Below are 26,509 nucleotides of genomic sequence, written 5' to 3'. Positions count from 1 at the left end.
TGATCCGAAAGCATCGTCATGACCTTGTCCGACGACACCGTCGAACCCCTGTCCCCCACTGTCCCGCCCCCACCCGCCCGGCACGATTGGCGCCCGCTGCTGATACGTCTGCACTTCTATGCCGGCGTCCTCGTCGGGCCGTTCCTGATCGTCGCCGCGGTCACGGGCGCCCTCTACGCGCTCGCACCCAGCATCGAGCGCGTCGTCTACCGCGACCTCCTCACCGTCGAGCCGCATACAGCGATCCCCCTCGACCAGCAGGTGCGCAGCGCTGCGGCCGCTCACCCGGATCTCACGGTCGCCGCCGTCCGCCCGGCAGCCTCCGACGGCGAGACGACCCGCGTCTCGTTCACCGATCCGTCGCTGCCACAGGATCACTCACGCACCGTCTTCGTCGACCCCGGCACCGGCGTCGTGCGCGGCGAGCAGGTGACGTGGCTCGGATACCTGCCCGTCAGCACGTGGCTCGACGGCATGCACCGCCATCTGCAGCTCGGCGAACCCGGCCGCATCTACAGCGAGATCGCCGCGTCGTGGCTGTGGGTGGTGGCGCTCGGCGGTACCGCGCTGTGGGTGAGCAAGGCCGCGCGGGACCGGCGCCGCGGCCGCCGCGGCCGCATCCTCGGCCTGGACCGCTCCTCCACCGGACGATCCCGGACGATGAGTTGGCATGCAGTGCTGGGCATCTGGTTGCTGGGCGGCCTGCTGTTATTGTCCGCCACCGGCATCACGTGGTCGACGTACGCCGGCGCTCACGTCACCGACATTCGCGCGGCGTTCGATTGGCAACGGCCGCAGGTGGATACGACAGCAGCAGATCCCCACGCCGGGCATCACGGGATGGCCGACGGTACCGGTGCATCGCCGGATGTCGGCGAGTTCGACTACGCCGGCGTGGTGAGCGCGGCCGCCGCGCACGGCGTGGTGGCGCCGGTCGAGATCACGATGCCCGCCGAGCCGGGTCAGGCCGCCACGGTGACGGAGGTCGACGCGCCGTTCCGCTGGACCACCAACGCGGCCGCGGTGGACCCCGGCGACCTGTCGGTGCGCAGCGTCGTCGACTACTGGCGGGATTACTCGACCATGGCGAAGCTCGCCGACTGGGGCATCCGGGCCCACATGGGGTTCCTGTTCGGCGTACTCAACCAGCTACTGCTCTTCGCTGTCGCGGTGGGCCTGCTGACCGTCATCGCGCGCGGATACCGAATGTGGTGGCAGCGCAGGCCGACTCGTGGTTCCGCGTGGGCACTCGGGCGGCCACCCACCAGGGGTGGCCTGCGCGCGGTCCATCCCGCTGTCGCCGCGGTCGTCGTTGCCGGTGCCCTCGCCGTCGGGTGGTTCTTGCCGCTGCTGGGTGCGACCCTGGCCGGCTTCGTGCTGATCGATGTCCTGCTCGCAGTGACGAAACGACGGGTGGCGGTCAAAAGCCTCTAGCGCAGGCGGCCGCGACGCGGTGGAATGAGAGCACGCTCGGGCGAAAGGGACCATCATGTCGACACGGGTTCTCGTCACCACCGCGCTCGCCGCGGTCACGATCGGTGCGGCGCTGCTGCCCTGCGCGGCCGGAGAGCGAACTGTCGCCCAGCAGCCGTGGGACCCCGGCTGCTGGGGACCGTTCGCGTGGGGTTCGTATCACTGCGACTGGTCATCGACGACGGGTGGGACCTCGGGCCCCTCGTCGGGCGGACCCTGGGATCCGTCGGTGACCGGCCCTGGTCAGTTCAACCGCGCCGGAACAGGTTCCGGCTCCACCTCATGACCTCAGCCGGTGGGGCAGGTGGCAGCCGCGGACCGCAACACGGGCGCCGACGGCGCATCGACCGGTAGCCCGTACCCGCGCAGTACCGCGATGAACTGCATCGCGTACTGGCAGTGGAACGCCGCGTTCGGCGGCATCCACAGCGCGGGCTCCTTGTCCCCTTTGTCCTGATTCGCCGGCCCGTCGACCGCGAGCAGATTGGCCGGATCGTTGGCGAATCGGGTGCGCAGATCGTCCGGCCACCCGCGGGCCCCGAGATCCCAGGCCAGCGCCAGCGGCACGATGTGGTCGATCTGGACCGCCGCGCCGATCTGATTGCCGCGAGTGAAGGCCACGACCGTGCTGGTGTAGGGGTCGAGCAGGGTGCCGGTCGCCACCGCTGTGGGGCACCGTTTGATCGCCACGTACGTCTTCTCACTCAGGTCCCGTTCGAGGATGTCGTTTCGCGTTTCCTCAGGATTTTGCCGTGTTGCACGGCGATTTTGTGGCGGCAGGTCCTACTCTGCGACGGTGACAGAACCGCTAGATGTGAGAACCGACTGGACACTTGTATGGACCAACGGCTCGCCGCTGGACATCGGCCTCGACCCGTTGCTGGCGGGGTTCACCGATCTTGCTGAGCGCGAGCTCGCGTCCGACATCGGCCGTAATGTCCCCATCCTGATAGATCCCGATGGTCGATGCGATATTCGGCTATCTGAGTTCTTCAGGTCTCCACACTTTTCCAGACTCAGTCTCTCGACCAGGACCTCTTACGCAAGCGATATTCGAATGTGGCTAGAATACTTGGCTTCTCGGGGGAAAACGTGGAGCGACGCCTCTTCGTCTGATGTCGATACCTATTGGTTGTGGCGCTCGCGTCGTGACGTGAATGAAAAGGCCGTGAGTGGGTCGAAGATCAATCGAGAACTGGCGGCAATCACGCTGTTGTACAGGTGGGCTTCGCACCGCTCCCGCGCACACGTTCCCTTCAATCCGGTCGAACGCGAGTTCTTGGCGTCACCGCGCTCGATTAGGACCCAGGGTTCCCCGGTGCGGTCTCGCAATGTAGTTGCAGAACGGGTCAAGTGGGTGACGCCCCGGACGTATCGGCTCTGGAGAAGTGTCGGTATCGAGGGCTACACCCTTGAAGGTGTTCGCGATCCCTCCTTTCGCGGCCGAAACTCTCTGCGCAACAGGGCAATGGCGGATTTGTTGTTTTCGTCTGGCCTGCGAATCACTGAAGGCGCCTCGTTGTTGACCCTCGAGTTGCCGGCGAGTTCCCCTCACGCTGCTGGACTTAACGAGGCGCACCTGCCTGCCGCAATCACAAAGGGTCGCCATCCGCGCATGTGGTATCTGTTCGATGACGCAACGTCGCTGGTAGACAGCTACGTCCGCACTTCCAGGATGGCCTCGATAGATCGGGCCCAGCGGACGGGACGATACAACGACACCCCCCGATTGATGGTGACGGAAGTCCGAATTGGCTCCGACACAATAAAACTCAAGCACTCGGGCCGATGGCGTTCACACGACGATATCGAGATTGCGGACCGTCGACGTCTGTTCATCGACGGTGAGAACGGCCCCGAACCGCTCTGGTTATGGCTGTCGGAGTCAGGGATGCCGCTTCCTGTGGCTGCCTGGTCTGACGTCATGTCAGACGGCAACGATCGAGTGCATGGCGCGTTCCAGCGAGCCCGCACGAATGGTCACATGGACGCCAAGACCAGAGCTCCCCGGCTCAGTCCGCACAGTCTTCGGCACTCGTTTGCGTTGTACATGCTCATAGCGCTGCATCACGCCATCGACACCCGCGCGGGCCATACCCCCAGCGACGGATACAACGAGGAGCGTTATCGTATGGCTTGGGAGACAGTGCGAGATCTTCTGGGACACCGGCATGAAAGCACCACCCGGGAGCGCTATCTCGCACCGTTGAACGGTGTCCGGCTTCGATCACTGATCGGCGAGAGCGACATGCAGCGGGCGCTGGGCGGGCTGGCTCTGCTTGACCCTCGCGTCCTGGACATCGGGCAGACGGCCCATGGCTAACCGACGAAGTCGCGCTGAGATCCTGCCACCCGGTGTGTTCGACGTTCCTGTCAATGCCATTGACGAATCTGGCATTTCCTTCACCGCGTCGAATGAGAACGGCACGAAGCACGCGGTCGTCAGCCTAGAGAGACTGCCGGGGTCTGACCGGTTGAAGCTCGACCTCATCACCGCCATGGCACGGCTGAACGGACCACGCGGCGGGTGGCGCTCCATCGACACCGTGCTCGGTGCCCGAGACTCGGTATCGTTCTTCCTGCGGTGGCTCGATGACGTGGGTGAGCAGCCGGAGTCCATCGCCGCCGTTGACGGTGCTCTATGGATGCGGTGGATCCTGCACAACGGTGGTGCATCAACTGCTGCTGGCGCCAATCGATTACGGATCATGCGTCAGATCTTGCTTGCCGTCCCCGACTTGCAGGAGTCGCTGAACGCGGCGTTGGCCCGTCGCACCGGCAAGAGTGCGCCGAGACCGCAGGAGTCGTACTCTCGCGACGATTTCCGCCAGATACGCAGAGCTGCAAGGAAGATCGTTCATCAGGCAACACAGAGGATAGCCGCCAACAATGAGATCCTGTATCGCTACCGCAGCGGGCATTCAAGCGAGCAGGATGACGGGGTCGGCTGGGCTCTCGACGAGCTCGCCTACTATGGCATGGCCATTTCAGTGGATGTCTGCAAGCAGCTGTCCGCCTGGCAACGCGGTCAGCCGCTTCGCCGCGATGCCCAAGCGCAGTTGTTCCTCACGCCGCACGAAGCCTGGGCATGCACGGTGCTGTTGACCGCCGAGACCGGCTGGAACCCATCCGTTACTCAGGAGATGGCCATCCCAGACACCACCGCTGGCGCCGGTGAGGATGTGGACGTGTTCACGATGAGGATAGACAAACCCCGTCGCGGCCCCCATCGGCACAGCACCAACACGTTCATCGTGGCGCCCACCTCGGAAGCGGGCCGCGCGATCAAGTGGGTTCGGGACGCCACCGACCCTGCCCGAGACGTTCTGGCGTCGATCGGGCAGCCAACGGACCGGCTGATCGTTTACGGGCGCTACAAGGGGTACACCGCAGACAATCGGTTCGCCCTCGACTTCCCAAAGACGAGTACTGTTCGGTCCCGATCGCCTTGGGCACCAATCAATCCCATCTCACTTCAACGTCTGCGCCGCACGCGCCAGGTGCTGTTCGACCGGAGCCCAACGCAGAACACCCGTGCCACCCACGACGACGTCTACGTGCTCAACGACGCTGGTACGCGTGACGGTGTCCGCCCGGTTATCGAGCAGGGTCTGAATTCAGCGTTACTGGCCGCCGAGGAATACGTACAGTTACGGATCGTCGCCGAGCAATCAGTCGACGAACGCGTTCGATCGGCCAAAGCCGATACCGCCATCGCCGCCTGCACCGACTATCACCACCACCCCGACACTCAGGAAACCTGCACCGATTCGTTTCTCGACTGCCTCAGCTGCGCCAACTCAATCGCTACGCCCCGACACCTTGGCCGACTCATGGTGCTGCACGCTGCTCTGGATGAACTTCGCAGCACGTTGACCAACGACGAATGGAGCGCCCGCTGGGACGTTCACTACCGACGCCTATCGCTAGTACTCGAACGCAACACCACCGCCGCTGAGCGGGGCTTGGCATTGTCCAACGCTCCCGACAGCGACCGAGCGCTCGTCAAGCGGCTCCTCGGCGGCGAGTTCTCCGCATGACGAAACAGACATCACCGCTGTCGGTGACGACCCAGCAGATCCGGCACCACCAACCGGAATCGCCATCCATCGAGCCTCAGCGGGTACACGACCCCGCCGCAGCCGTTGCCCGATACAGCGATGCGCGGTGGCCGCTGGCCGCGATGGGGTCGCCAGCCGCCGTCAAGCCCGGCGTGCTGACCTGGACGCGATTCCCGCAGAAGTTTCAGGGCGCGTTCCGTCGTGCTGCCTGGCTGCTCATCAACACCGAGGCACCCGAGTACACGATCAATCGTCCCGGAAGTAGCGGCGTCGAGTGGTTCAGCGCCAGCACCATCCGCACCACCGTCATGTACGACTGGTTGAACTTCGCACAGTGGGTCGACGACAGCGGGTTCGAGACGCTCAGCCAACTCACCACCGGCGACCTCGAGCACTTCGTCAGCCACCTCCAGAACAAGGACATCGGCGCCGGCACCAAGTCACGCACGTTGCGCTCACTGACCCGTCTATGGGCCCACGCCCCGCACCTGCCGGCCGAGGACGCAATCCCCGCACCGCCATGGGACGACGATTCGGGATACGAACTGCTCGCACAAGACCGGCGAGGCGAGAACCGCACGCGAATCATCCATCCGGCGACGATGGCCCCATTGTTGCTGTGGGCACAGCGCTTCCTGACCATGGCCGACGACATCGCCGCCGCCACCACATGGTGGAACGAGCGCCTGGCTCAGGTACCGCCCTCTGAGACACTCGACGCGACGATCCGCGCGATAGGTCTGGTTCATGAATGGATCAACAGTGGAAAGAAATCGTTGCCCGCTCGCATGTACCAGGGCCAGCCCTGCTGGGATGTCCAGTACCTAAGCGCGTTGCACAACAACATGAATCCCAGCGATCTATCACGGGCGTTGCGCGACGTCGGCCACGACTTCACTCTTGATCTGAACGCCCCGCGCCCAGTGGGCAGCCCCATCACCGCCACGATCGACGGTGCCCCGTGGTGTGAGTACATCGACTACCGGGATCTGATAGCGCTGCAGCGCTCGGTTCAAGCCGCCTGCTTAGTGCTGGTGTGCTACCTGACCGGCATGCGCCCGCACGAGGCGCTTGCGCTCGAACCCGGATGCTGCCTCACCTCCCGAGACGGTGGAACCGTCGTCTACACGATCAACGGACGCAAATACAAGCGCGTTCGCCGCGACGGCAAGTCGGATCCCGAGGGCGTCGCACGCACATGGGCCACGATCAAACCCGTCGCGACTGCCATCGCCACCGTCGAGAAGGCGTTCCCCAACGAGAAGTTCCTCTTCTCCATGTGGCGCAACGACGATCACGCACTCGACCCGGTGAACGCCTCCAAGCGGATCGCGACACTGGTAACCACAGCCAACGCGATCGGCGAACGTCTAGGCCTGCCAGACGCCTACAAGATCCCCGCCGACCCGGCCGGGGCGATCACTTTGCGCCGCTTCCGCCGGACTCTGGCCTGGCACATTCGCCGCCTGCCACAGGGCAAGATCGCCCTGGCCATCCAGTACGGCCACCTCACGATCCGCGAGGGTGAGGGCTACACCGGCCTCAAAACAGACGGATTCGCCTCCATGATGGACTCCGAGCACCTCGAAGCCATTGTCGACTCCATCGAGCGCACCCGCTCCGATCTCGCGGTGAGTCCGAGAGTCTCCGGGCCGGCAGCACAGCGGCTGATCTCCACCTTGGAACGGGCACCGAAGTTCTCGACGACGTTTCTCTCCGCCGCAGAACTAAAACGCGTCAAGCGCGACACCACGCTACGCGTGTATGACAATCCGCAGCGCTATCTGACCTGCCTGTTCTATCCCGACCGGGCGGCCTGCGCGCAGCCGCTGCGCCCCAGCACCGAGCCACGACTCGATCATTGCGTAGCCTCGTGCCCCAACATCGCCAGAACGGACCGACAGATCAACGACCTGCGGGCCGAAGCGCATCGACTCCATCAGGAGGCCGCCAACCCGATGACGCCAGAGCCCATTGCTCACCGACTCACCCTTCGTGCCCAAGACTACGAAGCGACCATCGGCGCACACGAGGCTAGCGCTATCACGGCGCCGGAAACGGTCGCCGGGACGCGACACGAGGACGACGAACAATGAGCCCGGCAGAACCGGACGGTGCGAACGCGCCTGATGCATCCGGCGAAGTGGTCGCACGCCTACTGGCGGCGATGGTGCGGGTGTTATCAGGGCGACCCGTCATCGCCACACCCGGCGATCTCACCATCACCGCCGTCGCGATCGAATCAGGGCTCAAGCGCCACCACCTCACTCACAAACACGTCGAGCTCAAAGACCTCTTCTATCAGCTGCGCGACCACCATCAGAATCCCGTCAAACACGACGCCGACCAACTCCGCGCCGAGATCGAAGACCTGAAGCGACGACTCACCGAAGCCAATGCCCAACGCCGCAAATGGAAGGCAACCGCAGAAGCGTACGCACGGGCCATTCACATTCTTACCGTGGAGAATTCGCAACACAGCAGCGCCGTCACCCGCCTACGCGCGGTCGACACGACGCACCGCACGACCACACCGTACGCTTCGAAAGAGGAAGAGGGACTGTGGAAATAGTGGTGTTTCCGGCACTAACACGCTGAGCGACGCTCGCGACAAAGGTGCCGTGATGACGACACTGGGAGTGGCGAAGAAGAAGGCGGTTCAGCAGTCCGCACAGCAGAACCTGCGGTCACGCTGGTCCGGCTGTGCCAAGAACAGGGACTGTCTCTGACCGGACCTGATGTGCTGCTCAGAACAGCTCACCAAGAACCTGCTCGAAACCTCTCTCAACGAGGAGATGACCGAGCATCTGGGCTATGAAGAACACGTCACGCCCGATTCGGAGACGGAACATCCGCAACGGCACCCGATCTAAGGCGGTGTTGACCGACACCACCGGCGCGGTGGAGATCGACGAGCCCCGGGATCGGGCGGCCGCAGATCGTCAACAGCACCAGCGCCGGCTGTCCGTGGGTCGACGAAGTGGTGTTTTCGTAATACGCCAAAGGGCGTACCGCTCGGGAGATTCCGCGCACTTCGCCAACATCTACGGTGCCTCGGTGTCCAAGGAGACGATCAGCGGATCACTAACAAGGTGATCCAGGAGATGAACGACTGGGCGGTGCGGCCACCGGATGCGCCCTACGCGGCGATCTTCATAGACGCGATGGTGGTTCGAGGTCCTCGACGGCCAAGTCGCCAAGTGGCCCTTCCACGCCGCCATCGGGGCCAAACCCAACCTGGGCGGGGAACGCGACATCCTCGGTTTGTGGGCCGGCACCGGCCGTAAAGGCGCGAAGTTCTGGATGAGCGTGCTCACCGATCTCCGCAACCGCGTGGCCCGGGATCTGGTGCGCCAAGCCCGCGAAGCCGGCGTCGCGCTCACTGGCCCGCGGACTGCTCAAGGCGATGACCAAGACGGTCATCGAGACCGCCTTGGATGAGAAACTCTCTAGGCACCTCGGGTATGACCGTCACGACCCCGCTGGTCACGGAAGTGGCAACTCGCGCAACCGACCCGATCCAAGACGGTTCTCACCGACTCCTGCGGCGGCGTCGAGATCGAAGCTCCCCGTGACCGTGAAGTATGCCTTTTAGCCAACGGCGTCAGTTCTGCGTTGCGTTGGCCATCGAGCCGAGCTGGGCCAGGAGTTGGTCGCGATGCTCAATTGCCCAGCGATGTAGGTGTAGTGGTTCGCGGCCGAGAAGTTCGGCCACGGTGGCGGTGGTAATTGCCGAGTAGTTCATCCGGCCGTCGTAGGTTTGTTGCAGCCAGTTCAGCGCGCTCACCGCGTAGGCCTCGTCGTAGAAGTCTGGTGGTGTCACCTGGCCGCTCTGGACCAGGTTGCGCATGTCCTCGGGGGTGAGGATGAAGGCGGGTATGTCTCGCTGCAGTGCTCGGGTTAGGGTCGCGGCGACGTCGGTGGCGTTGAGCAGGTCTGTGGACAGGTAGTAGTCCTTGCCGGCGTGGATGGTGGGTCCCTCGGCAAGGATTAGGGCTACAACCGCGGCGATGTCGGCGGCAGCGACCCAGCCGACGGGAACGTCGCCGGCGGCCCAGACGAACGCGCCCTGCTGCAGCCGGTTGACGCTGAGGAGGTTCTCCATGAAGACGTGTGGATGCACGTTGGCCCAGGCCAGGGCGCTGCCTTTGATGTAGCGCTCGATCATCTCGTGCCAGGCGAAGTGTTGATCGGTGGATCGTCCGTTGCCGAAGACTCCGAGGTGGACGATGAAGTCGACACCGGCGTCTTCGGCGGCGTCGACCATGGTCTTGGCTTGTTCGGTCATCTTCACGGTGTAGCCGGCGATCAGGAACACCCTGTCGATGCCGCTCAGGGCCTCAGGGAATGTGTCGGGGTTGTCGAGGTCGAGATATACCGCCTCTTTACCCTGCTGGAGCCACAGAGCCACGGTGTCATGGTTGCGCGAGGCCCGCACGGCGATGGCGTCGGTGGCGTCGAGTGCGTCGGCGACGCCGCCGCCGACGGTGCCGCTGGCACCCAGTACCAGGATCCTCGTAGCGTGTTGTGATTTCCCGTTCGCCATCATCGTTTCCTTTGTCTTGTGGTGGTTGTCGTCGAGGTTCAGTGTTGTTGCGCCAGTGCGGTTTCGTGTCGGTCGAAGAAGGTCTGGTGCGCGACATCGCCCCCATGTGGCACTGTTCGCCCGCCCCTCGGCGCGGGTCGGTGTTGCGAGGGTGACGTCGGCGTCGGTCGTGACCGCTGGAGGGTGGTGGACCTGGCTGTCACGTGGCAGGCGCGAGCGAGTGTGATTAGAGCCGTCCGCGTCGGCCGTCTTGAGAGTTTTTCAGTACTGGGATTTGATGTGCCCAGTTCTCGGGTGATACGCGTTCGGTCAGGGTGCCTCTGCCGTCGGTGCGTCCGCGTTGGTCTTCGTGTCGCAGCCATTGTTCGACGGTTCGTATCCGGTGTGGGTGGATCTCGTCGAGGAGCGCGTAGTCGCGGGTGACGGTTTCGTGTTTCCAGTTGTTCCAGAACCCGGTGAAGTTCTCCCGGACGGTCATGGTGCTCTTGTCGGTGGGATCGGCGTTGTATCCGGCTGGACTGTCGGCGCGGGCCGCGAGCGGCCCAGTGCGCCAGTAGTCGTCGAGGTCGGTGTCGATGTAGCGGGCCGGGTGACCGGTGACCGTCTCGAAGGCGGCCGCCAGGTCGGCGTACCTGACTTGTTCGATCGCAACGGCCAACTCCATTCCGTTCGCGCGTTCGGGATTGTCGAAGAGCCACCGCACGTAATGACCGCAGTCATCGAGGGCGACGTGCGGGACGGCCCCGCCTCCGAGCGGGACTCGCCAGGTGAGGATGCCGTCCTCCAGGGTCGGCGTCATCGGCGTCTTGGGTGACAGCGCCATCTGGACGTAGGGCCCTGTGGTGAACAATGCTGCACCCATCCGCTGATGGTTGTCGTTGTTCTGCAACAGAATCCACTCACCCACGCGCCCTTTTCCGTCATAATGCCCGGTGCGGAACCGCGCGTCATAGCCGGTCTTCTTGGTCACGTAGTCGAGGTTGCCATACACGAAGAACTCGATACCTTCCTCGATGGCGATCTCGTAGAGGCGCATGGCCCAGTAGGTTTCCGTCTTCTCGCCGGTGTTGAATCCATCGATGTTGACGAACACCCCGTGGCAGCTGCGCAGCCCGTCGCGGAGCACGTCCTCGTCGGCGAACGATCCTTCGACGAGGCTCACGTCGCCCAGTGCGGTCAGTGCGGTTGCGCGGGCAGAGGTAGCATCCCGGGTCAGCGCGCGAACTGAGTACTTCCCGTCGGCGACGAGCCCCGCCACGACGGGTGTCCCTTGTGCACCGGTTGCGCCGATGACGAAGATTCTCGGTGAGTTCGGCATGATAGTCACTCCAGTCCAATGGATTGCGTTGTGGGTCAGGTGGTTCGGCTGTCAGGCCGCGGCGGCGAGGGTGACGCTGCGGCGCAGTGCGCGACTGGTGTGGTCGAAGACGTCGATCGAGCCCTCGGCACGCGCGAGGTGCAGGGCGCCTTCGAACCCGGACAGCAGCATCGCCGCCAGCGGTTCGGAGCTTCGGCGGGGTACGCCGGCCTCTTCGAGCGCTGTTCGGTAGTGGTCGCGCCATTGGCGCATCACCTGCGCCACGTGCGCCAGCAGTTCGGGATTGGTCGCGCCGACCGAAGTGGCGATCACCGGGCAGGCGGCCTGGCATTGGCTGCGTTCCAGCAGGTGGCGCCAGTGATCGGAGATGCCGCGCAGCACGGTTGCCAACGACTTGCCGCGCAGGGCGTCCAACGGTTCCAGTCCCCGGCGCAGCGTCGCATCGAGGGCCGCAGCGATCATCTGATCCTTGCCGCGCGGGAAGTGGTGGTAAATCGATCCGCGCGGGGCACCCGAGTGCTCCAGTACCGCGGTGAACGACGTCCCCTGGTAACCCTCGCGGGCCAGCAGGTACATCGCCGAGGCGATCATCCGCGATTTGGTGTCGTCGCTCACGTGTGCACCTTTCGCGCCGGGGAGCCGACGTCGTATCCGTATCGGGCATACCGGGTGACCGCGGCTTCATCCCAGTCGACACCGCTGCCCGGGGCTTCCCCGGGGACAACGTGCCCCTGGACGGCGGTGAGTGGTTGGGTCAGGATCGCGTCGGCGGGGCCGTAGAACTCGAGCAGGTGGGCGCCGGGTGAGAGTGCCATCAGGTGCGCGCTGGTCTCCTGATAGAAGTGATCGGAGTATGGGACACGGGCTGCTGTGCACAGCGCGGAGGCGGTGAGCCATTCGCTGATGCCGCCGACCTTGACCAGGTCGATCATCACCAGGTCACTGGCTCGGTGGTTCAGGATGTCACTGATACCGGCTGCCCCCCAAGCATTCTCGCCGATCTGGATGGGTGTACGGATCTGCTCGGCGATGCGGGCGTGCCCGTCCAGATCGTCCGCGGCCACCGGCTCTTCGATCCAGGCAAGGTCACGGGTGTCGAGTGCGCGGCACCGTCGCAGCGCTTCGGGCACGGTGAGGGCCTGGTTGTAGTCGGCCATGATGTCGACGCCGTCGCCGACCTCGCGGCGCACGGCATCGATCACTGCCAGATCTTCCGCGAGGGTGGGATAGCCGATCTTGACCTTGACACTGCCGAATCCGGACTCCGCAGCGGTCACGGCCAGTCGGGCCGCGCAGTCCGCGCCGTCCATCCCGAAGCTGGCATAGGCGCGCACCGGTTGCGGGTGACCGCCTAGCAGCCGCACCAGGGGCATGCCGGCCGTGCGGGCGAGCAGGTCCCACAGCGCGGTGTCCACGACGGCCAGCGCCATCTGCGCCAAGCCGGCGGTGCCGAGCAGCGTCAGACCCGCGCGAAGACGGGCGGCCGCCGCCTGCGGGGCGATCGGGTCGCCAAGCAGCGCCGCGGACAGGTTCCGCACGAGGCACGTCACTGTTTCGAGCAGGTCGGCGCGGTAGGCGAAGGCGTAGGCATGACCGACCACGCCTGCACTGCTGGTGATGTCCACCAGGACCAGCGGTGCGGCGTCGGTACTGCCGGCGGCGGTGCGCAGCGGCCGGTCGAGCGGGGCGAGCACCCCGCGGGTCCGGATGTGTGTCACGAGCGGTTCGGCGCTGTTCATAGCCGACCCGCCCCGGCGTGCCGCAGGTCGGCCAGGGTTGGGAAGCCGTCGACCGCCATCAAGAGATCCAGCTCGGCCAGCATCGCCCGCAACAGCGCCACCACGGCGTCGGCCCCGCCGAGGGCCATGGCATAGGCGTAGGGCCGCCCGATTCCCACAGCGGTCGCCCCAAGGGCCAGCGCCTTGCCCACATCCGATCCGCTGCGGACGCCGGAATCGAAGAGCACCGGCAGATCCCCGGCAGCCTCAACCACCGCCGGGAGCGCGTCGAGCGCGGGCAGCCCGCCGTTGGCCTGGCGGCCGCCGTGGTTGGAGCAGTAGATGCCGTCGATGCCGTAGTCGTGGGCTCGGCGTGCGTCATCGGGGTGCTGAATACCTTTGAGCAGCAACGGTAGCGACGTGGCTTCGCGCAACCACTGCAGGTCCTCCCAGCGCAGCGGGTTGCCGAACACCGCACTCCAGTAGGCGATCGCCGCGGGTGGGTCGGCCTCGGGTGGTTGGGCGAGTCGGGCCCGGAACACCGGGTCGCTGAAGTAGTTGGCCAGGGCGTATCCGCGCAGTTGAGGGAAGTTCGCGGTGTTGAGGTCGCGGGGGCGCCACCCGGTGACCCAGGTGTCGAGCGTGACCACGATGGCCCGGTACCCGGCATGTTCGGCGCGTCGGATCAGGCTGGCCGCGATATCGCGATCATGGGGTGGGTAGAGCTGGAAGAGCGTCGGGGTGTCCGCGGTGTGCGCCGAGACTTCCTCCAGAGGGTCCTGGCTCAGTGTGGAGGCGATCATCGGCACGCCGGTGCGCGCCGACGCCTCCGCGGCGTGCAGGTCGCCGTGCCCGTCCTGGGCGCACAAGCCGATGACGCCGATCGGGCTGAGGAAGATCGGGGTGGGCAGCGACATCCCGAACAGGGAGACCGACAGATCCCGGTCGGCGGCGCCGACCAGCATGCGTGGGGTCAGCGCGTACCGGTGGAACGCCGCGACGTTGGCGCGCTGGGTGTGCTCGTCTCCGCACCCGCCGGCTACGTACGAGTACACCGAGGCCGGGAGGGCTTGTGCTGCTTTGTGTTCCAGCGAGGGATAGTCCACCGGGTAGGTCGGGAGCCGACCCTGCAGCCCACCGCGGTAGATGTCGTTCTGATAGTCACCGTAGTTCGTCATCACCCGCACCGATCGTGACGCCGATCGCATCAAGCAGGCCGGCGACCTTGCTGTCGAGCAGCTGCCCCGTCTCGCTGATGGCGTCGTTGCCGAGCCCGGCGAAGACCGTCGACGGCCGGTCGATGGCGAACACCGCATCTCCGCGCTCATCGCTGAACACCAGCACGCGCAGCGGCGCGTACAGCAGGGCATTCGGGTCATGGCGGAACATCGTCTCGGCGATGACGTGGTTGCCCAGGAGATATTCGACCGACCGGACCGGTGTGCCGGTCAGCGCCAGCATTGGTGTGGCATCCAGTCGGGCGTAGACGGTCAGGCCGTGCGGGGCGAATCGCTGCATTGTCTCGACCACTTTCGCCCAGGTGTGGCAGTCCGCGAAGACCGCCGGGTCGTAGGCCGGCGCGGCCGCCTCGAACGCCGTACAGAACTCGGTGAACGGGATCCCGGTGTGGATGTTCAGCCGGGTCATAGCGTGTTCGGTCGTGTCGATGTCGATGTCGCTCATGATCTTTCCTTTGATGGATGGGGTCGTACCTCCAGACTATGCCAACCGTCATAGCGGTGGCTATGATGATCGTCATAGAGGTTGACCGGACGGAGTAGCAGATGAAGATGTTGGTGGTGGGTGCGGGCGCGACGGGCGGTTATATCGGGGCCCAATTGGCCCGGGCTGGGCGGGAGGTGACGTTCTTGGTCCATCCCGCAACCCGGGACAGACTCACGCGTTCCGGAGTCCAGATCCGCTCGGCTGATGGGACGACCACGTCCGTCTCGGTCCGTGCGGTCACGGCGGACATGCTGGACCGGACCTACGATGTGGTGATTCTGGCGGTGCGCAGCGACGCCGTGCCGGCAGCTATCGACGACTTTGCCGGCGCGTTCGGGGCGGATTCCATTATCGTGCCGGTGGTCAACGGGGTGGCGCACCTGGACCTGCTGACCGCCCGCTTCGGCGCCCGCCGGGTCTGCGGCGGCGCGGCGCAACTGGTCACCTCGCTGGACGCCGGGGTGGTCCAGGAGATCCGCCCCGGTGCGACCATTCAGATCGGCCAACTCGACTCCGGTCCGGTGGGCCGCCTCGCTGAGGTCGCCACCACGCTGACCGTCGAGCAGGTCACCACGACCGTCAGCGACGACATCGTCGCGGTGATGTGGACAAAGTTCGCGTTCATCACGGCGACGGCCGCACTGACCTGTCTGCTGCGGTCCACGATCGGGCCCATCGCGCGCACACCGGGCGGTCTCGCCACCGCAGATACGCTGCTCGACGAGATCGCCGCCGTCATGGACACGGCTGGTCATGGCCTCGACCCGCAGTCACGCGCCGCGCTGCGCGCTACGTTGACCGATCGGACGTCGACGTTCGGTCCGTCGATGTTCCGGGATCTCGTGGCCGGCCGTCGCGTGGAAGCATCGGTTCTGGGCGAATTGACCGCCCTGGCTCGCGGCGCAGGGCTTGCGACCCCGCTGCTCGATGCCGCGCTGGCGGGGATTCAGGTGCACAACGCCGAAGTCTGAGCCGTGGTCATCAGATCGCGGCGAGCGAGGTCAGGTCGATGACGTACTTGCGGATCAGCGCGCGGTCCAGGTGCGGTATGTCATCGATCCGGGCCGACCGTACGGCCTCGCGGAAGACCGCCGTCGGCATCAACGCGCCCGCCACGGGTTGCTGCGGGGCGCGGTAGGCGTCGAGCAGGTTCAGCAGCGAGCTTTGGCGGCGCCGCTCGGGCAGGGCGTGCAGCGCAGCCTCGAACCGGGCCAGCCATGCGGTGTAGTCGTCGATACGGGTGATCGTCGCGCCGTCGTCGATGAGCCAGTCGACGAACACGTCCAAGGAGACGCCGTCGTCGTGCGGGTTCATCACGTCATAGGACCGGAAGCCGCCCTGCGTCCGGGATCCGATCGCGCTGATGGCGGTCGCGACGAAGTCGACGGGCAGGCCGGGATAATGCGCGCGCGGGCGGGCGCCGTCGGCCCCCTCGACGTAGAAGCTGCGCGGCGCGATGCCGGTCAGCAGCAGGCTGATGATCAGGCGGGTGAATTGGTCAGGAACATTGATTGCCCCGGCGACTTCGCGGTGGGCCAGGATCATGTCGGAGCGAAACACGCTCACCGGTAGCCCGCACAGGTCGTGTGCGTTGCGCAGCAGCACTTCTGCGGCCCATTTGCTGACGCCGTACCCGTTGGCATAGCCGTCGTCCACGACCCGGCGCGGGCTGATCGCCCGGATGTCGCCGTCCTCGACGAACCCGGATACCCCCAGCGCGACGGCCACCGTGGAGATGTAGTTGACTGGTTTGATCCGCTCGGTGATCGCCAACCGGATCACCTCGGCGGTGCCCACCACATTCGGGCCGAACAGCTGGTCGTAGGGCAGCCGGTGATTGACCAGTGCGGCGCAGTGCACGATGAGGTCAACCTCGACGGCGAGCCGGTCCCACGTCTGGCGACTCAGCCCCAGTCCGTCCTCGGCGACGTCGGCATTGATCACCTCCAGGTGCTTTCGGGCCAGCGCGTGGAACTCCCGGCGCAGCGCCGGGTCCGTGTCGGTGAAGGCGTGCGCGAGGCGGTCATGCGCGGCCTCCCGATCCGCGCCGCGGATCAGGGCGATCACGGTGCCATCGTCGGCGGCCATCCGGCGCAGCCATTCCAGCAGCACGAACCAGCCGAGGTAGCCGTTGCCCCCGGTGAGCAGCACGGTGCGCGGCCGGCCGGCCGGCGCAGCAAGCTCCGGTGCCGCATTGAGGGTCGTCTCGTCGATGAACTTGTCCAACGTCAGCTCGGAGGCCAGCACCGCATCGGCGGGGGTGGCGTGCACCGTCGCCGCGGTGGCGCGCCGCACCTGGGTCGACCGGGCGTCGTCGATGTAGGCCGCCACGGTCGCCAGATCGGCGGTGGCGGAGATGATCACGCCGACGGGCACCTGCACTGCGAACACCTCACCGAGCAGGGTCGAAAAGCTCACCGCCGACAGCGAATCGCCGCCAAGGTCGGTGAAGTGCGCCTCCGGGGTCGGGGTCGCGCCGGGCAGGCCCAACAGTGCGGCCGCGGCCTGCATGACGGTGTCGATGACGGGTTGGCGTGCGGCGACGCTGTGCAGGGCGCGCAGCTCATCGGAGCGGGCATCGTCGAGATTCCGATACAGCTGCTCCAGTCGATCGCCGTAGTGCTTCTTGAGGTTGGGGCGCAACAGCTTTCCCACTCCGGAGAGCAAACCGTTCGCAGCGGTGAACGGCTCCGGTTCGACAACGAAGTCAACGGGGATCTCGTAGGACGCCAACTCGGCGTCTGCCGCGGTCGCGCGCAGAGACTGCCACAGTGCCTCTTTGAGCCCTGCGGGATCGCCCGCGTAGCGTTCGGATGCTTGCGGTGTTGGGACGATGACCGCGAGCAACGCGGCGCGTTCGGAGTTGCCGTAGACGAAGATCTGCCGCACCAGCGCAGCTGCTGCGTAGACCGACTCGAGGTTGGCCACCGCGACGAACTCACCCTGGGAGAGTTTGATGACGTTGGTGCGTCGGTCGACGTACACCAGGTGGTCGGGCCCGGTCTCGGCCATCACATCGCCGGTGCGGTAATAGCCGTCGGCATCGAACGCCTCGGCCGTCACCTCCGGGCGTTTGTAGTATCCCGGCGTTGCGGTCTGGGTCTTGACGAGCAGCTCCCCACGAGGATGGGGCCGGTCAGTGGTGAAGTACCCAAGCTCAGGGACATCGACGAGCTTGTAATCGAGCACCGGTGGCCGCAGCACCGCACCGTCACTGGTGACACCGCCGGTCTCGGTCAACCCGTACCCGTCCACCAGGTGGATACCCAGCGTCGACTCCAGAAACAGTCGCATCTCCGCGGAAGCGGTGCGGTGCTGATGAATCCGCCGAGCACCCGGCCCCCGAGCAGATCGTCGCGAATCTCATCCTTCGCGCCGACGTCCGCGGTGGCCGGGTCTTTCCCGTCGGCGATCAGGCGTTCGACGCGGGTCTGGTATCTCTGATAGAGCATGTCCACCACACGCGGGACCAGCGTCAGGTGGGTAGGGCGTACCAGCGTGAAATCGTCGAGCAGCGTGGACAGGTCGCTTTCGGGGACGAAGAAGTTCATACCGCCGTTCTGGAACACCGCCGACAGCGGGATCCGGGCGCCCAGGTGGTTGAGCGGCATGAACGAGGTCTCGATCACCGGCGCACCGGCGCTGCCGAAGAAGTCGGTGGTCCACAGGGTCGCCACCATCGCCTCGGTCCACATGGCACCCTTCGGTGTACCGGTGCTGCCCGAGGTGTACAGGATCAGGGCCAGCCGATCATCCGACCCGCCGGTGTACGGCGGCGGGGTGGGCAGCCTGCGGCCGCGTTCGATGACCGCGGCCAAAGTGTCGACGCGCACCGGGGTGTCGGCCAGTGCCTGCTGCGCACGCTCGAGGGCTTCGCGGTGGTCGTCGATCCTGGTGTCGAGATCGAACACCACCAGTCGCCGCACCGACGGCACGTCGCGGATCGCTGCGACGGCGAGGTCGAGGTAGTCGGCGGCGACCGTGACCACCTGAGGTTCTGATTCGACCAGGATGGGTCGCAGCCGCGAGACTGGTGAATTATGTTGAAGCGGAACGGCTACCAGGCCCATGTAGCCGGCCACCAGGTCGATGGTGAGGTAATCGGAGCTGGCGAATCCGATGGTGGCGACGAAGTCACCCGGCCCGACGGGATCGTCGCCCCCGGCCCAGGCCGCGGCGATGGCCGCCACGTCCGACCACAGGCGACCGTAGCTGACCGTCTCGAACGCCGGCTCCAGGTGCCGGACCATGCGCCCGCTCACCGGGTCGGCCCGCACGGTCGTGGTCCGCTGTCCCAGCGCGGGTCGCTCCGCGTATCCGCCGACCAGTGTCTCGAGCACCTGAGCCAACCGTAGTCCGGGCCGACGTGCGGCGGCGATCACCTGGGGTCGTGGTGCCGCAGCTGCGGCCTGTAAGTCGTTGTGGTACAGCCTATCCAGTTGTGCCAGCAGCTCGGTCATGAGATGTCCTCTCTGTGTCGTGCCTTTTCTCCGGATAAGGACATCGATGGCCTGATCGCTTCCCGTTTCGCGTGGTGACAAATCTCACCTGGGTATAGTGGGCTATATACAGCCGGGTGGTGCGACGGCGCAGCCATTAGCCGATACGGCGTCGGCACCCAGGGTGCGCGGTGAGTTCTTATGTTGGCCGCGGTGCGCCCAGCCAGGTGAGCGCGGCCACGGCGAGTGCTTTGACTCCGGTGCTGATCGTCGGTTCGATCACCGGGGCGAAGCGCGGAGAGTGATTGAACGGTAGCGCCTCGCCGGTTCGTTGAGCGTCGGCGAAGCCGTGGGGGTCCGTGCCGCCCAGCCACCAGTAGACGGTGGGGATCGACAGCGCTGCCCCGTAGGCGCCCACGTCTTCGCTGGCAGCGATGGGGGCCGCCTCGGTGACGTTGCCAGCGCCCAGATGCGTTCTGAAGGCTTCGACGGTGGTTGTCATGGCGGCGGTGTCATTGGTTAAGGCCGGCGCACCCTGATACCAGTCGATGTCGGGGTCGCGGGGAGCGGAACTGGCGTGTGCCTCGGCGCGAACGATTCGCTCGGTGGCTGCACGCAACAACGTCCGCGTGGCAGGCGTGTAGCTGCGCAACGTGATTCCCATGACCGACGTGTCGGCGATGATGTTGTCCTTGGTGCCGGCATGCAGCGTTCCTACGGTCAGGACCGCTTGCTCGGTGCTGGGAACCTCCCGGGCAACGACCGTTTGAAGGCGCAGGACGGCAGCCGCCGCCATGACGAGGGGGTCCACGGTGTGCTCCGGCCACCCTGCATGGCCGCCCCGGCCGTACAGGGTCACCTTCGCCGAGTCGATACCTGCCATCGCCGGGCCGAGGGCGTACCGCACCGTTCCTGCTTCACTTGCGCCGACGTGCTGTCCGAGAACGATGCCTGGCCTCGGAAAGCGTTCGAACAATCCATCGGCGATCATGTCGGCGGCGCCGGTCAGCAGTTCCTCTGCCGGCTGAAAGACGGCGACCACGGTCCCTGACCACTGTGCCCGTGCTGCTGAGAGCAGGTGCACTGCCGCGACCAGCGCCGTCGTGTGCACATCATGTCCACAGGCGTGGGCGACCGGGACTAATCGTCCGTCTGCGTGGATCCCGTGATCGGTACTCGCATACGGCAGGCCGGTCGCCTCGGCCATCGGCAGGGCGTCCATGTCGGCGCGCATCATCACCACCGGCCCGTCGCCGTTTTCCAGCACCGCGACCACGCCGGTACCGGCTACTCCGGGGGTGACGTGGGTCCCGTCGAGTGCGTGCAATGCTGTGGCCACGGCGGCGGCCGTCCGATGTTCGTGCCCCGACAATTCGGGGTGTGCATGCAGATCCCGGTAGAACGCGGCGTAGCGGTCAGCCATCCCCTCGGCCCAGCGGCCAAATACGGCGTTCACCGACTCGGGGTCGACGTCGCGGGACGTTGCCGAATGTGGGTGACGAGTGGCATTCATCGCGATCCGTTCTCTGTTCAGGGATTCTCCGGATGAAGACGCCGCTGGCCTGAATCGCGTCCCGCCGTAGCGGTGACAGATCTCAACTGGTTTGGCGGCGCTACACGCCGAAGACCGGGCGACTGCAGCCATGCCGTGACTGCGCGTCCTTGTGACACTGTGAGGACACCGGCGACCACCACGAGACCGCCGACAAGCTCGGTGGTTGTGGGGATTTCGCCAAGCCACAGCCAGGCGATCAGCACCGCGGCCGGTGGCACCAGATACAACAGCGACGTCGACACGGCGACGGGCAGCCGAGAGGTCGTGTAACCCCACAGCACGAATCCCAGCGCTGAGGGCAGTACACCCAGGTACACCGCGCCCAACCAGCCAGACCATGTCGCGTCGGCCAGGTCCGACCAGCCGAAGGGGGCGATCGGCACGGTCATGATCGTGCCCGCCACCATCGCGTAGGTGGCGACTTCCAGGCCGGTGTAGGTGCGCAGTAGTGGGCGCTGCAGCGGGTGATAGATGCCCTGGACCACCATAGCGCCGACCGCCAGCCACACCGCCGCCGACAACGACGCGCCAGTGCGCGCCACACACACGACCACAACGCCGGTCAGCGCGATGGCCGAGCCCACGACGACGAAGACGGTGACCGGTTCGGCGAACAGCAACCGCGCCACGGCGACCGACACCAGCGGCGCCGCCGCGACGATGATGCTGGCCGTGCCCGCTGGGACGTGCACCTCGGCCTCGTTGAGCAACACCTGATAGGCGGTCATCCCGAAGAAGCCGCAGCCGATGATCCAGCCCAGGTCGCAACGCTGCGGGATGCGCGCCCTGGTCGCGACGGCCACCATCAGCAGAACCAGGGTTGCCACGACCAGCCGCGCGAAGGACAGGCCGACGGCACCGAGATCGGGCACCGCCACCCTGATCGCGGGAAAAGCACTGGCCCACAACAGAACCACAGCGATACCGGCGGGGATGGCGGTGGGGATGGCGCTGGCGCGGCGGATCATAGACACCAGCCTCGCCCCAACAATTACTAAAAACAAGTGACTATTTCTTCGTCTTGAAGTAAATTTTCCTTATGCTTGATGTGCGGAAGTTGCGGATGCTCTCCGCCCTGGACCGGCTGGGCACCATCGCCGCGGTGGCCGACGAACTCCACCTCACCGCTCCCGGGGTGTCTATGCAGATCAACGCCTTCGAGCGGGAGCTCGGTGTTCCGGTGACCGAACGCCAGGGCCGACGTGTGGTGTTGACCCCTGCGGGCCGGGTCCTCGCGGCACACGGTCGCGACATCGTGGACAGACTGTCGCTGGCCCAGATGGACGTCGAGGCCCTGAAATCCGGCGTCGCCGGCCACTACCGAGTCGGGGCTTTCCCGTCAGCGGCCCGCACCATCGTGGCCGACGCGTGGGCTGCGTTGACCGTCGAGCACCCCGGCCTGACTGCCGAAGTCACGACGCCCGAACCCGAAGCCGCGCTGGCCGATCTGACCTCGGGCGTGCTGGATCTGGCACTGATCCACAGCTATTCGAACGTTCCCCGGGAACTGCCGGACTCGATCACCGCCGAGAGGGTGACCGTCGAGCCGGTGTGGGCAGCGATGCACGTCGACGACGCGCTGGCAACCCAGACTGTCGACCTCGCCGATCTGTCCGATCGACACTGGGTTACCCCGCCGCGCGGCACGACGTGTTACGACATGGTCGAACGCGCCTGCGGGCTGGCCGGATTCCGGCCCAACGTTGCTGCGCAGAGTCCGGATTTCGCGGTGCTCATGGCGCTAGCGAACGCGGGCATCGGTGTCGCACTCGTGCCGTCATTGGGAATCGGCGAGGCGCCCGCCGGAGTCGCCCTGCTGGCCACCCGCCCCGAGTTGTCCCGGTTCGTCTTCGCCGCCCGCCGCACCGCCATGGTTCACGACGCCGGTCTAGACACCCTCGTCACCGCGATCACCAGCGCTGCCACCCGACGGCCACCGCGCCGAGTCGCTGGTCGCTGACATGCCGACCTACGTCTGCTACAGCGCAACCGGACGACTCAGTCGTGAGCAACGGCAGCTGCTGGCCACACAGATCGCGCAGGTGCACAGCCGGTGTACTGGTGCGCCGATCGCTTTCGCTCAATGCATCTTTCAAGAACTGGATCCGCAGACCCATTTCATTGGCGGTGTGGAGGCGCCGGGCGAGAATGTGTGGGTCCTCGGTCACATCCGCAACGGACGTGACCGCGCCGTGCGTGACCGACTACTCGCCGAGATCCTGGAAGCCACCACTGACATCCTGGAACTCCCTGCCACCGCGGTGTGGATCTACCTCACCGAACTCGACCACAACGACATGGTTGAATTCGGCAGGGCACTACCCGCGCCCGGCCAGGAAGCCCAATGGCTGGCCGCCGATGGAGGCTAACCCTACCGTCGCAGTAGTCCTGGCCTCACCTCCAAAGTAGCGCTGCCCGCCTCGCCGGCAGCCCTGCTGCGGCGCACTGTTGAAGAATGAACACACTTGCCCCGCGCAGTGATTCGCTCACCGACGGCATGCACATGCTGATCGACGCACTGCGACTCAACGATGTCGACACCATCTACGGCGTGGTCGGTATCCCGATCACCGACCTCGCCCGCCTGGCGCAGGCCTCCGGAATCCGCTACATCGGATTCCGGCACGAATCAGCCGCCGGGCACGCCGCCGCGGCCGCCGGGTTCCTCACCAAGAAGCCCGGTGTCCTGCTCACCGTGTCCGGCCCGGGATTCCTCAACGGTATGGTCGCCGCTGCCAACGCCACGGTGAACTGCTTTCCGCTCGTGCACATCGCCGGGTCCAGCGACCGCTCCACCGTCGACATGCACCGCGGTGACTACGAGGAACTCGACCAGATGGCGGCGGCGAAACCGTTCGTCAAGGCCAGCTTCCGCATCAACCGGGTCCAGGACATCGGACGCGGTGTCGCGCGCGCCATCCGCACGGCGGCCTCGGGGCGCCCCGGTGGGGTCTACCTCGACGTCCCCGCCTCGGTGCTCACCGAGACGATGAACGCTGTGGCCGCCGGCGACACCCTGTGGCGTGTCGCCGATCCCGCCCCCGCGCTGCATCCCGCCGCCGACCGGATCACCGATGCGCTGACCTTGCTGGCCGATGCACGGCAGCCGCTCATCGTGCTGGGCAAAGGCGCGGCCTACGCCCAGGCCGACGACACCATCCGGGCTTTCATCGAACGGACCGGAATCCCGTTCCTGCCGATGTCGATGGCCAAAGGCTTGCTGCCCGACGGCCACCCCAGTTCCGTCGCAGCGGCGCGATCGCTCGCCCTGCGCAAGGCCGATGTCGTGCTGCTGGTCGGTGCGCGACTGAATTGGCTGCTGGCCCAGGGTGAAGCACCGCACTGGTCACCGTCAGCGCAGTTCATCCAGGTCGACATCGACCCGAGCGAGTTCGACAGCAACCAGCCGATCGCCGTGCCATTGGCCGGCGACATCGGGTCGGTCATGGACGACCTGGTGGCCGCCCTCGACCAGCACCCGGTGTCCTGCCCGCAGCTGTGGCAGATCGAACTCGGCGAGAAGCGCCGCGGCAACGACGCCACGATGGCCGCTCGGCTCGCCGAGGATCCGCACCCGATGGGCTTCTACAACGCGCTGCGTTCGGTCCGTGACGTGCTCGCTGACCGTCTGGAGGTGTACGTCGTCAACGAGGGCGCCAACACCCTCGACATCGGCCGCAACGTGCTCGACATGTCCGTGCCGCGGCACCGGCTGGATTGCGGCACTTGGGGAGTGATGGGCATCGGGCTGGGCTACGCGATCGCTGCCGCCGTCGAATCAGGAAAGCCGGTCGTCGCGATCGAAGGCGACAGCGCATTCGGGTTCAGCGGGATGGAAGTCGAAACCATCTGCCGCTACCAACTGCCCATCGTGGTTGTGGTCCTCAACAACGGAGGGGTCTACCGCGGCGACGACACCGACCCCACCGGCACAGACCCGGCGCCGACCGTCCTGTCTGAGGGCGCCCACCATGAACAGGTGATGACCGCCTTCGGCGGCACCGGCTACCACGTCACGACACCCGCCGAGTTGCGCACCGCCCTGGGGCAGGCCCTGGATGCGGGCCGGCCCGCGCTCATCGACTGCGCACTGGACGTGGCCGCGGGCACCGAATCCGGCCACCTCACCAACCTCAACCCCCGCAGCGCCGTCCCGCTCAGTCCGATCTCCTGAATCCCGCTATAGATCAACCGAATTGAAAGGATCCGATATGACCACGACGGCAACTTCAGCACCACTGGCCGGTATCAAAGTCATCGACTTCACCGGCGTGCAAGCCGGCCCGGCCTGCACACAGATGATGGGCTGGTTCGGCGCCGACGTGCTCAAGGTCGAACGCGTCACCGGCGGCGACGTCACCCGCCATCAGCTGCGCGACATCCCCGACGCCGACGCCCTCTACTTCACCATGCTCAACAGCAACAAGCGCTCACTGGCCATCAACACCAAAACGCCGGAGGGTCTGGAGGTGATGGAGAGGCTGATCCGCGAGGCCGATGTCCTGGTGGAGAACTTCGCCCCCGGCGCGATGGATCGGATGGGCCTGTCCTGGGAGCACATCCATGAACTGAACCCCCGGCTGATCTTCGGTTCGGTCAAGGGCTTCAACGACGAATCCCCGTGGAAAGACCTCAAGGTCTACGAGAACGTCGCCCAGTGTGCCGGTGGCGCCGCCTCGACCACCGGATTCTGGGATGGCCCCCCGACCGTCAGCGGTGCAGCACTGGGAGATTCGAACACCGGAATGCACCTGCTGATCGGGCTACTGACCGCGCTGGTGGCTCGCGAAAAAACCGGTGTTGGACAGAAGGTGTCGGTGTCCATGCAAGACGCCGTACTCAATCTGTGCCGGGTCAAACTGCGCGACCAGGAACGCCTGCAAGCCGTCGGATACCTGGAGGAATATCCCCAATACCCCAACGGAACCTTCACCGACACCGTGCCCCGGGGCGGCAACGCCGGCGGCGGCGGCCAACCTGGCTGGTTGCTCAAATGCAAAGGCTGGCAAGATGATCCGAACGCCTACATCTACTTCACGATCCAGGAACAGAACTGGGAGAAGACCTGCCAGGCCATCGACAAACCCGATTGGGTCGACGACCCCGCCTACGCCACCGCCACCGCCCGTCAACCGCACATCTTCGACATCTTCGCCGACATCGAGAAGTGGCTGGCCGACAAGACCAAATACGAAGCCGTCGACATCCTGCGCACCTACGACGTGCCCTGCGCCCCCGTCCTGTCCATGAGGGAGATCGCCGAAGACCCCGCACTTCGAGCAAGCGGCACCATCGTCGAAGTCGAGCAGGCAGGTCGAGGGAAGTTCCTCACCGTGGGCAGCCCGGTCAAATTCTCTGACTACACGCCTGAGATCACCGGAGCCCCGCTGCTCGGCGAACACAGCACGACCGTCCTGCAAGAGTTGGGCTACACCGCCGACCAGATCGGCCGGTTCCGGGCCGCGAACATCATCGCCGAGCCCATGTAATCGGCCTCGACATCTCGTTGCACCAACGCCCGTCACGACTGCAGTACCAGGTCTGATCGTGGGTCTGAGTCAACCTGCACGAGGCGGCACGCTGGTTCTAAAGATGTAACCGCCGAAGGCAAGTCGACCGGCGATTGCGGTTCCCCGAGACCGTGGAGGGTTTCCTATGCCGATTGCGGCTTGGT

The 26,509-nt window shown here is 65.7% G+C and carries 19 protein-coding genes and 4 pseudogenes; 13 read left to right on the top strand and 10 right to left on the bottom strand.

Annotated elements, in window-relative coordinates; genetic code table 11:
* Positions 1–18: 18 nt before the first annotated feature.
* Positions 19–1,434 carry a PepSY-associated TM helix domain-containing protein gene (locus ACXYX3_RS08990; protein ID WP_458611454.1) on the top strand — a complete coding sequence of 472 codons (1,416 nt, stop codon included), beginning with the start codon at positions 19–21 and terminating at the stop codon, positions 1,432–1,434.
* 55 nt (positions 1,435–1,489) lie between these two features.
* Positions 1,490–1,759, top strand: a complete 270-nt coding sequence (locus ACXYX3_RS08985; RefSeq protein ID WP_458611453.1) for a hypothetical protein — start codon at positions 1,490–1,492, stop codon at positions 1,757–1,759.
* Between the two features lie 2 nt (positions 1,760–1,761).
* Here ACXYX3_RS08985 and ACXYX3_RS08980 read toward each other — a convergent pair.
* Positions 1,762–2,211: pseudogene (locus ACXYX3_RS08980) on the bottom strand (HNH endonuclease family protein); the annotation flags it as partial.
* Between the two features lie 58 nt (positions 2,212–2,269).
* On the opposite strand from ACXYX3_RS08980, the gene ACXYX3_RS08975 reads away from it, so the two are divergent.
* The 6 genes and pseudogenes from ACXYX3_RS08975 to ACXYX3_RS08950 form a co-directional block, all read left to right on the top strand.
* The gene (locus tag ACXYX3_RS08975) at positions 2,270–3,796 is read left to right on the top strand and encodes a site-specific integrase (protein ID WP_458611452.1); all 1,527 of its coding nucleotides are present in this window, start codon (positions 2,270–2,272) and stop codon (positions 3,794–3,796) included.
* Between the two features lie 34 nt (positions 3,797–3,830).
* Entirely contained in the window at positions 3,831–5,513 is a 1,683-nt protein-coding gene (locus ACXYX3_RS08970; RefSeq protein WP_458611451.1) for a hypothetical protein, read from the top strand.
* Complete coding sequence (locus ACXYX3_RS08965; protein ID WP_458611450.1) at positions 5,510–7,630, top strand: hypothetical protein; 2,121 nt, start codon at positions 5,510–5,512, stop codon at positions 7,628–7,630. The genes ACXYX3_RS08970 and ACXYX3_RS08965 overlap by 4 nt, the downstream gene beginning before the upstream one ends.
* On the top strand, positions 7,627–8,106 hold the full coding sequence (locus ACXYX3_RS08960; RefSeq protein ID WP_458611449.1) for a hypothetical protein: 480 nt from the start codon (positions 7,627–7,629) through the stop codon (positions 8,104–8,106). Before ACXYX3_RS08965 ends, ACXYX3_RS08960 begins: the two co-directional genes overlap by 4 nt.
* A 93-nt stretch (positions 8,107–8,199) precedes the next feature.
* Positions 8,200–8,879, top strand: a pseudogene (locus ACXYX3_RS08955) (transposase); the annotation flags it as partial.
* Positions 8,868–9,113 (top strand): annotated as a pseudogene (locus tag ACXYX3_RS08950) (transposase); the annotation flags it as partial. The pseudogenes ACXYX3_RS08955 and ACXYX3_RS08950, both read left to right, overlap by 12 nt.
* A 25-nt stretch (positions 9,114–9,138) precedes the next feature.
* Here ACXYX3_RS08950 and ACXYX3_RS08945 read toward each other — a convergent pair.
* The 6 genes from ACXYX3_RS08945 to ACXYX3_RS08920 form a co-directional block, all read right to left on the bottom strand.
* Positions 9,139–10,080 (bottom strand): NmrA family NAD(P)-binding protein, encoded by a 942-nt coding sequence (locus ACXYX3_RS08945; protein ID WP_458611448.1) that lies wholly within the window; start codon positions 10,078–10,080, stop codon positions 9,139–9,141.
* A 226-nt stretch (positions 10,081–10,306) separates the two neighbouring features.
* Complete coding sequence (locus tag ACXYX3_RS08940; protein WP_458611447.1) at positions 10,307–11,398, bottom strand: NmrA family NAD(P)-binding protein; 1,092 nt, start codon at positions 11,396–11,398, stop codon at positions 10,307–10,309.
* 51 nt (positions 11,399–11,449) lie between these two features.
* The gene (locus tag ACXYX3_RS08935; RefSeq protein ID WP_458611446.1) at positions 11,450–12,013 is read right to left on the bottom strand and encodes a TetR/AcrR family transcriptional regulator; all 564 of its coding nucleotides are present in this window, start codon (positions 12,011–12,013) and stop codon (positions 11,450–11,452) included.
* Positions 12,010–13,116 carry an enolase C-terminal domain-like protein gene (locus ACXYX3_RS08930; protein ID WP_458611445.1) on the bottom strand — a complete coding sequence of 369 codons (1,107 nt, stop codon included), beginning with the start codon at positions 13,114–13,116 and terminating at the stop codon, positions 12,010–12,012. Before ACXYX3_RS08930 ends, ACXYX3_RS08935 begins: the two co-directional genes overlap by 4 nt.
* Before the next feature lie 17 nt (positions 13,117–13,133).
* Entirely contained in the window at positions 13,134–14,294 is a 1,161-nt protein-coding gene (locus tag ACXYX3_RS08925) for an alpha-hydroxy-acid oxidizing protein (protein ID WP_458611444.1), read from the bottom strand.
* Entirely contained in the window at positions 14,278–14,799 is a 522-nt protein-coding gene (locus tag ACXYX3_RS08920) for a DUF302 domain-containing protein (protein ID WP_458611443.1), read from the bottom strand. The genes ACXYX3_RS08925 and ACXYX3_RS08920 overlap by 17 nt, the downstream gene beginning before the upstream one ends.
* A gap of 101 nt (positions 14,800–14,900) precedes the next feature.
* Here ACXYX3_RS08920 and ACXYX3_RS08915 point away from each other — a divergent pair, with 101 nt between their 5' ends.
* Entirely contained in the window at positions 14,901–15,812 is a 912-nt protein-coding gene (locus ACXYX3_RS08915; RefSeq protein ID WP_458611442.1) for a ketopantoate reductase family protein, read from the top strand.
* Positions 15,813–15,822: 10 nt separating this feature from the next.
* Here ACXYX3_RS08915 and car read toward each other — a convergent pair.
* The 3 genes and pseudogenes from car to ACXYX3_RS08900 all read right to left on the bottom strand — a co-directional run bounded on the left by car (position 15,823) and on the right by ACXYX3_RS08900 (position 21,803).
* Positions 15,823–19,301 (bottom strand): annotated as a pseudogene (gene car / locus ACXYX3_RS08910) (carboxylic acid reductase).
* A gap of 178 nt (positions 19,302–19,479) precedes the next feature.
* Positions 19,480–20,703, bottom strand: a complete 1,224-nt coding sequence (locus ACXYX3_RS08905; RefSeq protein ID WP_458612024.1) for an amidohydrolase — start codon at positions 20,701–20,703, stop codon at positions 19,480–19,482.
* 107 nt (positions 20,704–20,810) lie between these two features.
* A complete protein-coding gene (locus tag ACXYX3_RS08900; protein ID WP_458611441.1) occupies positions 20,811–21,803 on the bottom strand; it encodes a DMT family transporter in 993 nt (330 codons plus the stop codon).
* A gap of 71 nt (positions 21,804–21,874) precedes the next feature.
* Between ACXYX3_RS08900 and ACXYX3_RS08895 the strand changes: the two genes are divergently transcribed.
* The 4 genes from ACXYX3_RS08895 to frc all read left to right on the top strand — a co-directional run bounded on the left by ACXYX3_RS08895 (position 21,875) and on the right by frc (position 26,324).
* On the top strand, positions 21,875–22,795 hold the full coding sequence (locus ACXYX3_RS08895; RefSeq protein WP_458611440.1) for a LysR family transcriptional regulator: 921 nt from the start codon (positions 21,875–21,877) through the stop codon (positions 22,793–22,795).
* A gap of 1 nt (position 22,796) precedes the next feature.
* On the top strand, positions 22,797–23,204 hold the full coding sequence (locus ACXYX3_RS08890) for a tautomerase family protein (protein WP_458611439.1): 408 nt from the start codon (positions 22,797–22,799) through the stop codon (positions 23,202–23,204).
* 86 nt (positions 23,205–23,290) lie between these two features.
* Entirely contained in the window at positions 23,291–25,009 is a 1,719-nt protein-coding gene (gene oxc, locus ACXYX3_RS08885) for an oxalyl-CoA decarboxylase (RefSeq protein WP_458611438.1), read from the top strand.
* Positions 25,010–25,046: 37 nt separating this feature from the next.
* On the top strand, positions 25,047–26,324 hold the full coding sequence (gene frc / locus ACXYX3_RS08880; protein WP_458611437.1) for a formyl-CoA transferase: 1,278 nt from the start codon (positions 25,047–25,049) through the stop codon (positions 26,322–26,324).
* The last annotated feature ends 185 nt before the right edge of the window (positions 26,325–26,509 follow it).

The organism is Mycobacterium sp. Panama NTM2 (genome assembly GCF_054355555.1).
The sequence above is the reverse complement of the archived record's forward strand: the minus strand, read 5'-3'. Positions and strand labels throughout refer to the sequence as shown.